The sequence below is a fragment of the Pacificibacter maritimus genome (assembly GCF_003814915.1).
Classification (GTDB): Bacteria; Pseudomonadota; Alphaproteobacteria; order Rhodobacterales; family Rhodobacteraceae; genus Celeribacter; species Celeribacter maritimus.
On record NZ_RKQK01000002.1, the window covers coordinates 274,751 to 288,091 of the forward strand.

The following is a 13,341-nucleotide window of genomic DNA, read 5'->3' on the forward strand; positions in this document are numbered from 1 at the left end:
TCCGGGTCAATCGAGTTTGATGATCGTCACTTCGGCAGGGTTGATACCTTTCGCAGCTAAAAGCGCTGTGGGATCCTGCACGGTTGCTGCTGGGGTGGCCTGAACTGTTTTGACATTGAGGCGCGCGAATTTGGGGCGATTGTTCCATAATGCCCTTGGATCATATTGCGCCCAATTTATGCCTGCACCTTTGTGGATTTCTGCGCCCCTAGGCTCTGCCAGCGCAGATATATCGCCAGTTTGTGACGCTGTGCGCAACCCGTCGGATTTGGCAAAAACAAAAAACAAAGCAGCCCCTGAAAATAAGACGGCCTGCAAAACAACCTTAATCATTAAAATACCTATACCTTAATTCACGCGTTCAGAACTATGTCTGGCTTAGTTCAAACGTTCGAGCCGCGTTAGAAATGGATCCTGCTTTGCTTTTAACCATGAGGCGTTAAATTTGCGTTGGCGCTCTTGAGGGCGCCCCACCCGCAAACCAGGCAAAGGTAATGACGATTTGATCTGGTGCGCATCCGAATGCGGGCTCTTTGGACGACTTTCAAGATGACGCTGAACCAATAATGCCGAGACAGAAAAGATCATGAGACCAAAGCCAATAATGCCAAGTAGCGCACTGTCAGCCGCGCTCAATTCGTTCATCCATGTTAAAAATGCATGTTTAGCTTGTAAAAAAATATTCATTCTATGTCCTGCACATTGGATAATTAACCTAAGATCAACTTTCACAAAAAACGCGGCAGGAATTGGGCGGGAATACGGAAAGAAATGTGGGAAATTGAGTAGGGCTCACAGCAGACGTCATATTTAAAATCAAGACATCCCATCAGCCAAGCGGTCATCCCATAGCTGCTGCGCAACCTCATCGGCTTTAGAAACCCCCAAGGTTTCAAGCGCCAAGGCAGCAGTGCTCGTCACAATACCTGCGGCGAAATCATCGTGATCATCACCCGTCCAAAGAGCTGCCAGACGTGCGGGGGCACGATGTCCGTCATTCAACTTGCGGGTTTCATCAATTGTTGGATCAAAGCGATATTCCCAAGTTTGCCCCGCGCGCAATCCGAATGCGACGATGTCTTTCGATGGGTTTCGCTCAAATTCGCCACCGCCGCCCTTAATCACCGTCAAAGCATCTAGTGCCAGCAGCTTGGATGCATCAGATTGAAGATCACGATAAGACGGATGGAACACCCCTTGCACACTGGCTGTCGCACCACCTGGGTTAAGCATCCGACTGACAGTGTTCAAACAAGAGCGCAGATCGAAATCGCGGCGCAATTGCAGTAAGCGCAACAGGTCTGGCGCGAAGTTTTCCAAAGGCAAATAGGCAATACGTGATTTCGCGAGTTCGCTTTTTGCGGCAGCTGGACTTTCACAAACAGCAATGCCCGCATAAGGCAAAGCATCACGAATACTCTGCGCAGCCTCGCCTTCGCCATTGAAACCGTGCATCAAAACACTGTACCCAGCGCGCGCGACCAGCCGCGCCGACAACAAGAAATAAGGCAACCCACGGGTGCGTCCCGCAGCGTAGCTTGGCCAATCCAAATCAGGTGTCGGCACCAAAGGCAGGTGATCGCGCAGCGCTTGGGTGAAGCCCGCTATTTCTTCGGCAACTTCGCCCTTCATACGCATGAGCATCAGCAGAGCCCCCACGGATTCAGGTGCTGCCCGCCCAGCAAGGATCAACCGCATGGCATCGTAGCTTTCAGCTTGCGTCAATGACCGAGAGCGACCAGGACCACGGCCCAAATGGCGAACGTATGGAGCGATAGACATGCTGTGACCTTTGAGTTGCGAAGATTACATTAAGATAGTGCTAAGCATAGACAGCTCTCGGGTGATGACCATAGGCAAAGCCATATTCGCCTTGAGTTCAACCAACGAGAAAGTCACAGTGGCGCGTGAATGGAATAAATGATGCCAGAAAAGCAAATGGATAAAGCCACATCAAGCACTGCTACCGTTATTTTGGCGGGGGGGCGTGGCAGGCGCCTAGGGGGCAGTGACAAGGCTCTGCGCATTTTGAATGCGGATCCCTTGGTACAGCACTGCCTACGCAGACTGAAAGACCAAGAGGATGTCAACGGTGACAGCCCTATCGGCCCCGTAGCACTAAACAGCAACTGCGATGCGCGGCACTATGCGGATTTCGGTCTGCCGATTATTGCTGACACTATTGGCGCGGATTATGGCCCTTTGGCGGGCATATTGGCGGCAATGGACTGGGCCTGTGATTTAGGTCATGCACAGGTGATGACCATTGCGGTCGATACGCCATTTTTTCCCAAAAATCTAACCGCACGTTTAGTGGCTGAGCGCACAGACATGCCGATTGCGATGGCCGCGACGGTGGATGCGCAAGGGCATGTCTGGCCACAGCCGACTTTCGGCCTATGGGCCACGGATCTGCGAAATACATTGCGCGACGATTTAGAAACTGGCGCGCGTAAGGTCATAACTTGGGCGCGATCTCAAGGCGTAACATCGGTCCAATTTAAAACAGGCACACAAGATCCGTTTTTCAACATCAACACACCTGAAGATTTAGCGCTGGCGCAGACTATTTTGATGCAAGAACAGGACCGCATTTAATCACATAAGCCTGTGCAGCACCCGTGGGGCTATGGGCTGCTTCTTCTGGGCTTGCTTGTGATTGAGACAGCAATTCATGCCCCGCCTCATGACAAAAATGCGGCACGTCGATCACTGCGGCAGGATCGCTGGCAACGAGCCGCACCACCTGCCCCGCCTGCATACTCATCAAAGCTTTACGCGCCTTAAGCACGGGCAAAGGGCACAACAGGCCCACTGCATCGATATTTTGATCCCAAGTCATACATCTATGCATAGGTGCCTGTGCTCAGGTTGTCTATTGCGGAAAAAACGTCAAAGGTCTATTCTGATTAAAACGATAGGATAAATTATGCAAACGTCACAAGCGACATTGAAAACCGAAAATGGGTCGAAATACTTGCAGCAACTGTGCAAGCACTTTGGCCACAAAGGCACGCTGGACATCACCTTTACACCTGAAGAAGGCAAGATCATCTTTCCCTTTGGGCCTGTAAATTTGAAAGCCGATGCTGCATCCCTTTGGATTGAAGTCAACGCGCCAGACGCGGAGGGCATTGCGCGCGCAAAGGATGTGGTCGATCGCCACCTCGAACGCTTTGCCTTTCGTGAAGAGTTTAAAAACATGCCTTGGGAATCTTAAACCCATAGGCTCACTGGCCTCCCCATGCGCATAAGCCGCTCGTCCTCATTTGGGCAGAGCGGCTTTTTCACATAGATGCGTCACCAAACTCGGCCATATGATACTTTTCGTATCGCAAAGCGCACAAATTTACATCACCTGTTGCAGCCTTCGTGACTGGTCAATAGATTGGAGGCTACGTAGGGTGAAAAAATCCGTTTTCAGCTGAGATTTCAAGCGGCCACGCCAATAACATAAGACCAAAATTCTGTCTGGAGGGACTATGGAAAACCTAGAAACTTTTTTTGGGGTCATCAATGATCTCACATGGGGATGGTCACTGATCCCTATTCTTGTCGTCTTCGGTGTCTTTATGACGCTTATGTCCGGCTTTGTTCAAATCGAATTTTTCAAGCGCATGTTCCGCGTTTTATCAGGTGACAACCAAAACCAAGACCCAAATGCGCTCTCTGCACGTGCGGCTTTGCTTGTGTCTGTTGGTGGCCGCGTTGGCGGTGGTAACATCGCTGGTGTTGCCGTTGCGATCACCCTTGGCGGACCAGGCGCTGTTTTCTGGATGTGGATGATTGCCCTTGTCGGCATGGCGACTGCATTGATCGAATGTACCTTAGCGCAAGTATACAAACAATCTGATGGCAGCAGCGCATTCCGCGGCGGCCCAGCAGATTACATTCGTCGCGGTCTTGGCGCGCGTTACGGCTGGTTGGCTGTAATTTATGCGATCTGTTTGTTGGCTTCATTCGGTTTGGGTTTCAACGCATTCCAAGGCAACACAGTTGCTGGCGCGGTACAAGAATCCTTTGGCGTTCCACGTCTTTACACAGGACTAGCGCTTGTCGTCTTGACAGGTTTCGTTGTCTTCGGTGGGATCAAACGTATCGCGAAAGCGGCAGACGTAATCGTACCTGTGATGGCACTTGGCTACATTTCACTCGCGGTCTTGGCCATTATCTTGAACATCACCGAAGTGCCACGCGTGCTCGGCGACATCGTTTCAAGTGCTTTTGGCTTTAACGAAGCTGTTGCAGGCGGTATGGGCGCTGCAATCGCGCAGGGTTTGCGCCGTGGTTTGTTCTCGAATGAGGCAGGTCTGGGGTCAGCGCCAAACGTGGCAGCGACAGCCCTTGTGCGTCACCCCGTCAGCCAAGGTATTACGCAGTCGTTTTCTGTGTTCATCGATACAATCCTGATTTGCTCATGTACGGCTTTCATCATCCTTTTGGGCGATGTCTATGTGCCAAGCGCTGAAGGCATTGATGGCGTTGTTTTGACAACCCAGTCTTTGGTCAGCCATTTTGGCACATGGTCACAATATGCTTTGACCTTTGCGATCTTGCTGTTTGCTTTCTCATCTGTGATCTACAACACATACTTGGGTGAAAATGCGATGGCTGCGATCACCAAGTCAAAAGAAGCAATCATCGGTCTGCGTGTTGCCATCTTGGGCATCGTATTTTTGGGCGCTGTTGCGCCGAATGCGACATCAGTGTTCTTCTTCTCTGATCCGATGATGGGCATCTTGGCTGTGGTCAACTTGGTTGCCTTGATGATGCTCTTTCCAACTGCGATGCGCGTTGTCGATGACTTCCGTAAACAGTTGCGCAACGGCGTTGAACGGCCTGTGTTTAACCCAGACGATTTCCAAGACTTGAACTTGGATCGAGAAGCTTGGGACACCAAGCGCTGGAATGACTAAAAACTTTGGGTCGCCTTCGGGCGGCCCTTTTTATGTAGAAAGAACACGATGACAAATTCCCGCATAGAACACGACAGCCTTGGCTCAATGAGCTTACCTAAAGATTGCATTTGGGGCATTCACACAGCCCGTGCCATTGAAAACTTTCCGATTTCAGGCATACCCCTAAATCTATTCCCCGAATTCATTCGGTCATTGGCTTGGGTCAAAAAAGCGGCAGCACAGGCGAACCGCTCTTTGCATGTTTTGGATGCAAAAAAAGCCGATGTGATTTCTGAGGTCTGCGACGAAATCATTGCAGGTCAACACCACCAACATTTCAATGTTGATATGATCCAAGGCGGCGCGGGCACATCGACCAATATGAACACAAATGAAGTCATTACCAATTTGGCTTTGATTAAAATGGGATTTGCGCCAGGTGATTACACGCATCTGCACCCAAATGATGACGTGAACAAATCGCAATCCACCAACGACGTCTATCCCACAGCGATGCGTCTGGCGATTGTATCGCAATGCGAAGCCTTTGAAGCGGCACAACAACGCTTGGTCGATGCCTTCGCCGAACGTGCTGAAGCTTTCAAAGACATCCGCAAAATTGGCCGCACCCAGTTGCAAGATGCTGTGCCGATGACATTGGGGCAAGAATTCGCAGGCTTTGCCGCGACCCTACGCGAAGATATCGCGATCATCGAACGGCTGTCGCACCTGCTGCTTGAAGTAAACTTGGGCGGTACAGCCATTGGCACACGGGTCAACACCCCCGATGGATATGCAGAACTGGCCGTGGCCAAACTGCGCAAAGTCAGCGGGCTTGAGACACAATTGGCCAGTGATTTGGTCGAAGCGTCATCTGACACAGGCGCTTATGTTACCTTTTCAGGGGTACTCAAACGCATTTCTGTGAAACTGTCGAAAATCTGCAATGACCTTAGGCTTTTGTCCTCAGGCCCGCGCTCTGGCTTTCATGAAATCAACCTGCCCGCTGTGCAAGCTGGCAGCTCCATTATGCCGGGCAAAGTGAACCCTGTGATCCCCGAAGTGGTCAATCAAGTGGCTTTCCAAGTGATTGGCAACGACCTGACTGTCACAATGGCGGCAGAAGCGGGACAGTTGCAGTTGAATGCCTTTGAGCCAGTGATCGTTTTGAACGTTTTGCAATCCATGCGCATTTTGATGCAAGCAATGGACACACTTTGCACGCGCTGTGTCACGGGCATCACTGCCGATGTGGAGCAATGCGAAGGTCAGCTTGAAAATTCTCTGGTTTTGGCCACCCGACTTGTGCCTCATATCGGGTACGAAGCCTCAGCTAAGATCGCGAAAACCGCATTGAGCGAAGGGCTGAGTGTTACTGAAGCCGCCATCAAACTGGGCATCGGCACTTTGGAAGAAATGGCCGATTATCTTGCCTAAAGCATGTTGGGTGGGCTGTATTTGGCTCACCCAACCCGTTCGAATGTTAGCTCAACCACAGATGTATTAATGCGGCCTCTGGTGTTTCTGCTGCGCCATTTTCAACGCCCGCGGCCCAAAGCGGGGCACCCGCTGCATAGGTTCCAGGTTCCAACCCGCCAAACATACACTGGCTGACAGCACGAATGCGTTTTCCCTGCGCTGTAGCACGTTTGATCGCATCTAAGACCTTAGGATCAGACATAGCAGTTCCCGCGCCGAACACGCGCAAAACAGCCCCATCCAAATGCTCTAATATAGCGGTCAGCGCTGTGGATGACATCGCAGGCGATAGCGTCAGAATAGCCAAGTCCAAAGGCAAAAAGCGACGGGTTTGCGGCAAATCCAAAGATGCTTGTGGAATGGATTGAAACGCATCCAAGTCACTGCTGTGCTGTTTCACCAATCCCTCTGCAGGCAGAACCTGTCCTGCAAAACATAGAAAAACACCACGGTCAGGGCCAGTAAGCGCTGTCTTGAGTGCCAAATCCAGATTGCCCTCAGCATCCCCTGAAAATCCCAGTGGTTTCATCGATCCGCACAACACAACTCGGCGCGCTGCCCCATGTAACGCCTGCGCCAAAGCGGCACCTGTAAACGACATTGTATCAGTGCCATGCGTGATGATCACCGGCGCGTCTGGATGTGCGTCAATCAGATCAAGCATCCTGTTCCAATGCTGCGGCCCAATATCTGCGCTGTCGATCAAAGGCGCAAATACATGCTGCACCAGACTGTGTTCTGCGCTCAATCGCGCGGTCATCGCCGCCTCGACAAGACCAGCTTTTGGCGCGAGCCCATGCGCGGTCTCGGCCATGCCAATGGTGCCGCCTGTATGGATCAATAAAATGTTCATACAGCAACTCTCTGCGGTGCATCTGCACGGGCTTCCACGGCAAGTTGCGCCAACCTGTGGGCCACCACATCTGTCACATCCATAACCGTTTTTCCCTCTACAGGGCAGGCAATCAAGGGCAGTTCGGTGCATGCCAAAAGTACGTAATCGGCTGCAAGACTTTGCGTAATTTCGACAAAACTTGCCCGTAACGCCGCACGATCTTGATCGTTGCGCTTCACATCTTCGATCAACTTGTGCAATTCACTGGTTGCCTGAGGCACTTCCAAATGAATGTGCCGTGACAGCTCTGTATAAACAGAATAGTCATCCAAGGCCAAAACAGGTCCCGCGGCCAAAAGCCCTGCTTTTTGTTGGCCCGACGATTCAAGCGCGTCGCGCAAGACGGACGTAAATGACAAAAACTTGCCCGCATTGGGGATCGTTTTCAATAAGGCTTCGATCTGGGGTTCGAACCAATTCAGCGTGTTGCAAGCAATGGCAAAGACATCAACCTGTGGCGCGATCTGGCACAGGGCGTTTTCCATTGCAGCCCAAGTCTCGGCTTCATTCGCGCGTAGATCCATAGATAGGCCAAGCTGCGGTTCAGAGACGATCACCACGCGGGCTGCATCGACATCCCCCGTGAACTTGGGGCCCAAAATCTGCTGTGTGTGCACAAGAATTTTCGACCATAGGTCAACCCCTGCCTCAGGGCCCGATCCAGCGATAATTCCAATCGTATAAGCGCGTTGTTCCATTGATATCTCCTTGCGGTGATAATGGACACAGATGCGAGACTTGACAATAACGTCAATCAACGCGATCTGTTGCACTGTGATGCTATAATAGCAAGAAAGCGAACCTGTTGTCTGAGATTTCCCAAAACCTACGTCTTTTATGTTCCTTTAAAACCTCAATCTCTCAAGTCGCTCGGGATTTAGGCGTGAACCGCAGTCAGCTCAATCGGTATTTGGCGGGCACCTCGACGCCACGTACGGGTTTGATGCGTAAGATTTGCGATTATTTCGGCGTGGAACTGCATGAGTTGATGTTGCCGCAAAGCAGTTTTGAAGAATTGATCCAATCGCGTGGATTAGATAACGACAGCACGGGGCGCTTGATGCGCCAATATGTCAACAAAATCATGGCACGCAATCAACCCCGCATCCAGAATATGACAGGGATGTTTTGGGAATATTACGCGTCTATGTCGCAACCTGGTAAGATCATTCGCAACATGATCGTTTTTGAACAGAACGACCACTACATGTTTTACCGCAGGCTCGAACGGATGGGGCCACATAACAAACCGTGCAAGCATCATTTTCGCTATCAAGGGGCAGCCCTGATGACAGGTGACCGTATCTTTATGTCCGATTACGAATACAGCGCCGAAGTGGAACTGACGCAAACGGTTTTATACCCCGATTATGCGATGCGCTGGACACGAATTCATGGCATCAAACTGGGTGTTTCAGCAGACAGCAGCCATATCCCTTGTGCCGTGCGGGTCGTCTTTGAACGACCGCCCCATTCCATGCGGATGATGTCAGTGCTGCGGCACTGCGGGTTATTTGATTTTGACAGTCCAGATATTCCAGAACATGTGCTCGCCATGATCGACAACACCCACAGCGGGCCGCATAAGTTTGAGGCCTATTCGCGCTAAGCCTCAAACCTTGCTCATCAGACTGCTCGCTTACCGAAACATCGGGGGGCGCGCGTCCATCCATGCCCCATTGGCTTTGGTTGATTTCACGGCCGTATGAACCGCCATCATAGACCGCAAGCCATCAGTCGCACTTGGCAAGGCATCGCGCGCTTCGCCATTGATGGCATCTGCAAGGTCACAATAGATATTAGCCACAGCCAAAGGAAAACCTTCTGGATGGGCAATGGGCACACGCGACAGGCGCATTGCATCATCGCATAGTCCAGCTTCGCCTTTTTCAATGATCTGCGTGCGCCCCCCAACAGGCGTATAGATCAATTGGTTCGGCTGCTCAGAAGCCCAGCGTAGCCCCCCTGTCTCGCCAAAGATTTGGATATCAAATCCATGCTGACGGCCAACCGCAACGGATGAGGTCCATAGGCGCCCCACCGTGCCCCGCCCCATGCGGAAATTAACCATCGCGTCGTCTTCGAGAACGCGTGAGGGAATAGTTGAAACGAAATCCGCAGATAGGGTTGTGACATCATCATCACAGATAAAACTGGCCATATGCAACGCGTGAATACCACAATCAGCGAACTGACCAGAAACGCCCGCCAAAGCGGGATCATAACGCCACCGCAAGCGTGGGTTATCGGCATCGGTGGCGTCCGCATGGTGCCCGTGCGCGAAATTGGTCACAACCAATCGTGGCTGACCCAACTCACCTGCCTGCACCATAGCGCGTGCTTGGCGCACCATGGGATAGGCCGAATAACAGTAATTCACAGCGCATATCTTTCCAGATGCCTGCGCGATGCGCACGATATCTTCGCCCTCTTCTACCGTCATCGTCATAGGTTTTTCGCACAGCACATTGAAACCCGCTTCCAAGAAGGATTTGGTGATCTCGAAATGCGTGGCATTGGGCGTGGCAACTGTAACCAAATCGATGCGATCTGTGCGGGATTTTTCTCCCGCCAGCATCTCTTGCCAATCCCCGTAAGCGCGATCTTTTACGATGCCCAGACGCTGCGCATAGTCGCGCCCGATCTCTGCACGGTGATCCAAAGCTGCGGCAGTAAATTCAAACTTACCGTCTGCCAAGGCCCCTAAACGATGTGCTGGCCCGATCTGGCTGCCTTCACCGCCACCGATCATTCCCCATTTCAGTTTCGCCATTCACATACCTCCCATATGTTTCAATCCAAACCTTCAGCGTCAATGCGACCTGATCTGGCCACCCTGCCCTATGATCTGTGACGTAGCAAAACTATATTGCCGAAATTGAACAATAAAGGCGCTTGAGAAAGCCAAACACGCAGATCATCGAAGTAAAAACGCCCCACGGTCAAAAGACACATGGGGCGTTTTGGTTTTTCATCACCGACACGCAAGACGGATCAATCGCCGTCAGCAACACCTTTGCGTTTTAGCTTTGCACGGCGAGCGCGGAAACTTGGCAAAATCACCAAAATCACAGCTAAGACCAACAAACCCAATGTCATTGGGCGTTCCCAAATAAAGGCCACACCATCGTATAGCTGCATGGAACGGGCAAAGTTATCTTCCAACATACCGCCCAAAATGAAGCCAATCAAAAGCGGTGCCAGCGGGTAATTGGCAAAGCGCAGCGCTGTCGCGCAAACACCGAAACCAACCAACATCAACAACTCAGTCGCATTGTTTTGGCCGATGTAGGCCCCCATCAAAGTAAAGAATAGGATGAAAGGGATCAGATAGTTGCGCGGAACGGACAGCACTTTCGCAATGTATGGGATCAAAGGTAGGTTCAAGATCAACAAGATCAAATTGCCAATGAACATCGACATGATCACGGCCCAAAAGACCTGAGGCTGATCGATCATCAATCGAGGACCAGGTGTCACATTTAACGCAATCAAAGCGCCGAGCAAAATCGCTGTTGTCCCTGACCCCGGTATGCCGAGTGTTAAAAGCGGAACAAAAGACCCTGTGCAGGCCGCATTATTGGCGGTTTCAGGGGCTGCCAAACCTTTGATTGACCCTTTTCCGAACTCTTCTTGTTCTTCTTTGGTTGAAAGGTTGCGTTCAACCGCATAGCCCAAAAAGCTGGCGATCGTTGCACCTGCTCCCGGTAAGACACCTATGAAAAAGCCTTGGATTGACTGGCGTCCGATCACTGGGGCAATTGATTTTGCTTCATCCTTGGTGATGCGCAGATCCTTGATTTCACCACCGTCGCCTTCGATCACTTTCGGTTTCAGCACCAAAAATATGGCTTCTGGCAGGGCAAACATCGCCATGGCCAAAGTGATAAATCCAAAGCCAGACTGCAGATCCATAATTCCCATTGTAAAGCGCGGCAGGTTGAACAGCGCACCTTCGCCCACAGTGGCCAAAATCAAGCCGAGCACCGTCATCATCATCGCTTTCGCAACTTGGCCCGACCCCGCAAAAGCTGCGATCGCAGACAAGCCGACAACCATTAAGGCAAAGTATTCAGCCGAATGAAACAGCAAAGCGACAGACGACAGAGCAGGCGCGAAAATCATCAGCAAAACGGCGCCAATCGTGCCGCCTGCAAAACTAGAGACCGCAGCAATGGTCAGAGCTTTACCCGCCTTGCCTTGTTGCGCCATGGGATAGCCATCAAAAGCGCTGGCAACAGTGCCCGCAACCCCCGGCGCATTGAGCAAAATTGACGATGTAGAACCGCCAAAAATCGCACCATAGTAAACACCAGCAAGCAAGATCAGCGCGCCAGACGGGTCGCCCATAGAGATCGCCACAGGGATCATAATCGAAATGATCGACATCGGGCCAAGACCAGGCAACATGCCGATGAATGTGCCAATGAGGCAGCCACCAATCACAAGCAGTAAGTTTTGCAGCGACAGGGCTGTTTGCAGACCAATAAGAAGTCCTTCTAACATCTTAACCTCCTATAAAGCTGGGAAAGGGGCGCATGTAGATGCCAAGAACCTGAGACACCAAATACCACACAACAAAAGTCGCAATCCCAGCGACAAGCACCATGATATGCCACTTGCGTTCGCCCAAAATGGCGGAGCCGAGGATCAAAAACCCCATAGTCGATCCGATAAATCCCAAGGGCCGCAAACTCAGGGCGTAAATGACCATCAGCGTCAATAACAACACCGCTTGACCCAATTTATATTCATGCAAGCGGCGGTAATCGATATCGCCGACTTCTGGTTCATTCTTTTCTAAGTTGAACAAGATCACGCAAGACGCGGCCAATCCCAGAATGGAAAGCACCTTTGGAAACGTGCTGGGCCAAATCGGGTTGCGTTTCATGAACGGGGCCAGCCCTGCGTCCATCGTAAACCACGCGGTATATCCGTAGGCGAGGCAAATCCCCACCAAAATCAAAGCGATCCAACGATCCAAAGCCATTGCATCTTCCCCCATTCAAAGAAAAACGGCAGAGCGCAATCACCCTGCCGCAGTATTAACATTGCTTATTTTTAGAGAAAGCCGAGTTTCTTCATCAGGTCACCGATGACTTTTTCTTGGTCTTCCAAGAAGGTTTTGAAGTCATCGCCAGAGTTGTGGATGTTGACCCAACCGTTGCGCGCGCGCACGGTTTCCCACTCAGGGGTGTCATACATTTTTTCGATCACCTCTTGGTAGGCCGCAACATCGTCTTCAGGCAGGCCTGGTGCACCAAAGAACCCGCGCCAGTTCACAAAGGTCGTGTCGATCCCTTGCTCAACAAGTGTCATTGCATCAGGTGCGGCAGCCACCCGTTCTGGGGCTGTCACACCGATGATTTTGATTTCACCTGCGGCATCCAAATCGACTGCTTCTGAAAAGCCAGTGGACAGCGCTGCGATTTCACCTGACAGCAAGGCCGCCATCGCTTTGCCACCCGCATCGTAAGGGATGTATTTCACGCCAAGCGCATCTTTGCCTGCTGCTTCCATTGCCATGGCGGCCACCAAGTGATCCATACCACCTGGCACAGAGCCGCCACCAATCGCGGTTTTAGACGGGTCTGCATCATATGCTGCAAGCAAGTCAGCCATAGAATTGATGGGGCTGTCTTTGCCAACAACGATGGCTGCATAGTCGCCGATTGTACCAGCAATCAATGTGAGATCGCGGAAATTTTGTGGAAAGACGCCAGTCAAGGAACGGATAATGATCGGTGTCGAATTCACCATCAATGTGCCGTGGTTGCTATCTGCGTTTTCGATCAGATACCCGATGGCTTTACCACCACCACCGCCTGACATGTTCTCATAAGATGCGGTGCCAACAAGACCAGAACCAGTCAGTGCTTCGCCTGTTCCGCGTGCAGTTCCATCCCAACCGCCGCCAGCACCACCAGGGATCAAGAAGTGGATACTGTCGAGTTTCTTGTGGTCATCTGCGATTGCTGATGTTGCAAAACCAAATGCTGCCACAGCACCAAGCATCAGGGCGCGACGGCCCAGTTTCAAAGTTGTCATAATATTCCTCCCATTTGACAA

15 protein-coding genes are annotated in these 13,341 nt (G+C 51.4%); 5 read left to right on the plus strand and 10 right to left on the minus strand.

Annotated elements, in window-relative coordinates:
• Positions 1-6: 6 nt before the first annotated feature.
• The 3 genes from EDD53_RS07890 to EDD53_RS07900 form a co-directional block, all read right to left on the minus strand.
• A complete protein-coding gene (locus tag EDD53_RS07890; RefSeq protein ID WP_123792691.1) occupies positions 7-333 on the minus strand; it encodes a hypothetical protein in 327 nt (108 codons plus the stop codon).
• 45 nt (positions 334-378) lie between these two features.
• Positions 379-687, minus strand: a complete 309-nt coding sequence (locus EDD53_RS07895) for a hypothetical protein (protein WP_123792692.1) — start codon at positions 685-687, stop codon at positions 379-381.
• A gap of 129 nt (positions 688-816) precedes the next feature.
• Positions 817-1,782: a glycosyl transferase family protein gene (locus tag EDD53_RS07900; protein ID WP_123792693.1), complete on the minus strand. Its 966-nt coding sequence runs from the start codon at positions 1,780-1,782 to the stop codon at positions 817-819.
• Positions 1,783-1,923: 141 nt separating this feature from the next.
• Here EDD53_RS07900 and mobA point away from each other — a divergent pair, with 141 nt between their 5' ends.
• A complete protein-coding gene (mobA, locus tag EDD53_RS07905) occupies positions 1,924-2,598 on the plus strand; it encodes a molybdenum cofactor guanylyltransferase MobA (RefSeq protein ID WP_246002292.1) in 675 nt (224 codons plus the stop codon).
• Here the strand turns inward: mobA and EDD53_RS07910 are convergent.
• Positions 2,567-2,842, minus strand: coding sequence for a sulfurtransferase TusA family protein (locus tag EDD53_RS07910; RefSeq protein ID WP_123792694.1), 276 nt, complete (start codon positions 2,840-2,842; stop codon positions 2,567-2,569). The genes mobA and EDD53_RS07910 overlap by 32 nt on opposite strands.
• A gap of 87 nt (positions 2,843-2,929) precedes the next feature.
• Here EDD53_RS07910 and EDD53_RS07915 point away from each other — a divergent pair, with 87 nt between their 5' ends.
• The 3 genes from EDD53_RS07915 to EDD53_RS07925 all read left to right on the plus strand — a co-directional run bounded on the left by EDD53_RS07915 (position 2,930) and on the right by EDD53_RS07925 (position 6,335).
• Positions 2,930-3,220 (plus strand): DUF2218 domain-containing protein, encoded by a 291-nt coding sequence (locus tag EDD53_RS07915; protein ID WP_123792695.1) that lies wholly within the window; start codon positions 2,930-2,932, stop codon positions 3,218-3,220.
• A 262-nt stretch (positions 3,221-3,482) separates the two neighbouring features.
• Positions 3,483-4,916 (plus strand): alanine/glycine:cation symporter family protein, encoded by a 1,434-nt coding sequence (locus tag EDD53_RS07920; RefSeq protein ID WP_123792696.1) that lies wholly within the window; start codon positions 3,483-3,485, stop codon positions 4,914-4,916.
• A gap of 48 nt (positions 4,917-4,964) precedes the next feature.
• Positions 4,965-6,335, plus strand: coding sequence for an aspartate ammonia-lyase (locus EDD53_RS07925; RefSeq protein WP_123792697.1), 1,371 nt, complete (start codon positions 4,965-4,967; stop codon positions 6,333-6,335).
• Between the two features lie 46 nt (positions 6,336-6,381).
• On the opposite strand, the gene EDD53_RS07930 is transcribed toward EDD53_RS07925, so the two are convergent.
• Positions 6,382-7,230 carry an asparaginase domain-containing protein gene (locus EDD53_RS07930; protein WP_123792698.1) on the minus strand — a complete coding sequence of 283 codons (849 nt, stop codon included), beginning with the start codon at positions 7,228-7,230 and terminating at the stop codon, positions 6,382-6,384.
• Entirely contained in the window at positions 7,227-7,970 is a 744-nt protein-coding gene (locus EDD53_RS07935) for an aspartate/glutamate racemase family protein (RefSeq protein ID WP_123792699.1), read from the minus strand. The genes EDD53_RS07930 and EDD53_RS07935 overlap by 4 nt, the downstream gene beginning before the upstream one ends.
• A gap of 107 nt (positions 7,971-8,077) precedes the next feature.
• Between EDD53_RS07935 and EDD53_RS07940 the strand changes: the two genes are divergently transcribed.
• Positions 8,078-8,881, plus strand: coding sequence for a helix-turn-helix domain-containing protein (locus tag EDD53_RS07940; protein WP_123792700.1), 804 nt, complete (start codon positions 8,078-8,080; stop codon positions 8,879-8,881).
• Positions 8,882-8,911: 30 nt separating this feature from the next.
• Here EDD53_RS07940 and EDD53_RS07945 read toward each other — a convergent pair whose 3' ends face one another.
• From EDD53_RS07945 to EDD53_RS07960, 4 genes are all read right to left on the minus strand, one after another.
• On the minus strand, positions 8,912-10,045 hold the full coding sequence (locus EDD53_RS07945) for a Gfo/Idh/MocA family protein (protein WP_123792701.1): 1,134 nt from the start codon (positions 10,043-10,045) through the stop codon (positions 8,912-8,914).
• 221 nt (positions 10,046-10,266) lie between these two features.
• Positions 10,267-11,778, minus strand: a complete 1,512-nt coding sequence (locus EDD53_RS07950; protein ID WP_123792702.1) for a tripartite tricarboxylate transporter permease — start codon at positions 11,776-11,778, stop codon at positions 10,267-10,269.
• 1 nt (position 11,779) lies between these two features.
• Entirely contained in the window at positions 11,780-12,262 is a 483-nt protein-coding gene (locus EDD53_RS07955) for a tripartite tricarboxylate transporter TctB family protein (RefSeq protein ID WP_123792703.1), read from the minus strand.
• 71 nt (positions 12,263-12,333) lie between these two features.
• Positions 12,334-13,320 (minus strand): Bug family tripartite tricarboxylate transporter substrate binding protein, encoded by a 987-nt coding sequence (locus EDD53_RS07960; RefSeq protein WP_123792704.1) that lies wholly within the window; start codon positions 13,318-13,320, stop codon positions 12,334-12,336.
• Between the last annotated feature and the right edge of the window lie 21 nt (positions 13,321-13,341).

What these genes read in the sequence shown, in the direction of transcription:
- EDD53_RS07920 (WP_123792696.1), top strand. Translation starts at nt 3,483, where the DNA reads ATGGAAAACCTAGAAACTTTTTTTGGGGTCATCAATGATCTCACATGG.
- EDD53_RS07900 (WP_123792693.1), bottom strand. Translation starts at nt 1,782, where the DNA reads ATGTCTATCGCTCCATACGTTCGCCATTTGGGCCGTGGTCCTGGTCGC.
- EDD53_RS07895 (WP_123792692.1), bottom strand. Translation starts at nt 687, where the DNA reads ATGAATATTTTTTTACAAGCTAAACATGCATTTTTAACATGGATGAAC.
- EDD53_RS07890 (WP_123792691.1), bottom strand. Translation starts at nt 333, where the DNA reads ATGATTAAGGTTGTTTTGCAGGCCGTCTTATTTTCAGGGGCTGCTTTG.
- EDD53_RS07935 (WP_123792699.1), bottom strand. Translation starts at nt 7,970, where the DNA reads ATGGAACAACGCGCTTATACGATTGGAATTATCGCTGGATCGGGCCCT.
- EDD53_RS07950 (WP_123792702.1), bottom strand. Translation starts at nt 11,778, where the DNA reads ATGTTAGAAGGACTTCTTATTGGTCTGCAAACAGCCCTGTCGCTGCAA.
- mobA (WP_246002292.1), top strand. Translation starts at nt 1,924, where the DNA reads ATGCCAGAAAAGCAAATGGATAAAGCCACATCAAGCACTGCTACCGTT.
- EDD53_RS07960 (WP_123792704.1), bottom strand. Translation starts at nt 13,320, where the DNA reads ATGACAACTTTGAAACTGGGCCGTCGCGCCCTGATGCTTGGTGCTGTG.
- EDD53_RS07955 (WP_123792703.1), bottom strand. Translation starts at nt 12,262, where the DNA reads ATGGCTTTGGATCGTTGGATCGCTTTGATTTTGGTGGGGATTTGCCTC.
- EDD53_RS07925 (WP_123792697.1), top strand. Translation starts at nt 4,965, where the DNA reads ATGACAAATTCCCGCATAGAACACGACAGCCTTGGCTCAATGAGCTTA.
- EDD53_RS07910 (WP_123792694.1), bottom strand. Translation starts at nt 2,842, where the DNA reads ATGACTTGGGATCAAAATATCGATGCAGTGGGCCTGTTGTGCCCTTTG.
- EDD53_RS07945 (WP_123792701.1), bottom strand. Translation starts at nt 10,045, where the DNA reads ATGGCGAAACTGAAATGGGGAATGATCGGTGGCGGTGAAGGCAGCCAG.
- EDD53_RS07930 (WP_123792698.1), bottom strand. Translation starts at nt 7,230, where the DNA reads ATGAACATTTTATTGATCCATACAGGCGGCACCATTGGCATGGCCGAG.
- EDD53_RS07915 (WP_123792695.1), top strand. Translation starts at nt 2,930, where the DNA reads ATGCAAACGTCACAAGCGACATTGAAAACCGAAAATGGGTCGAAATAC.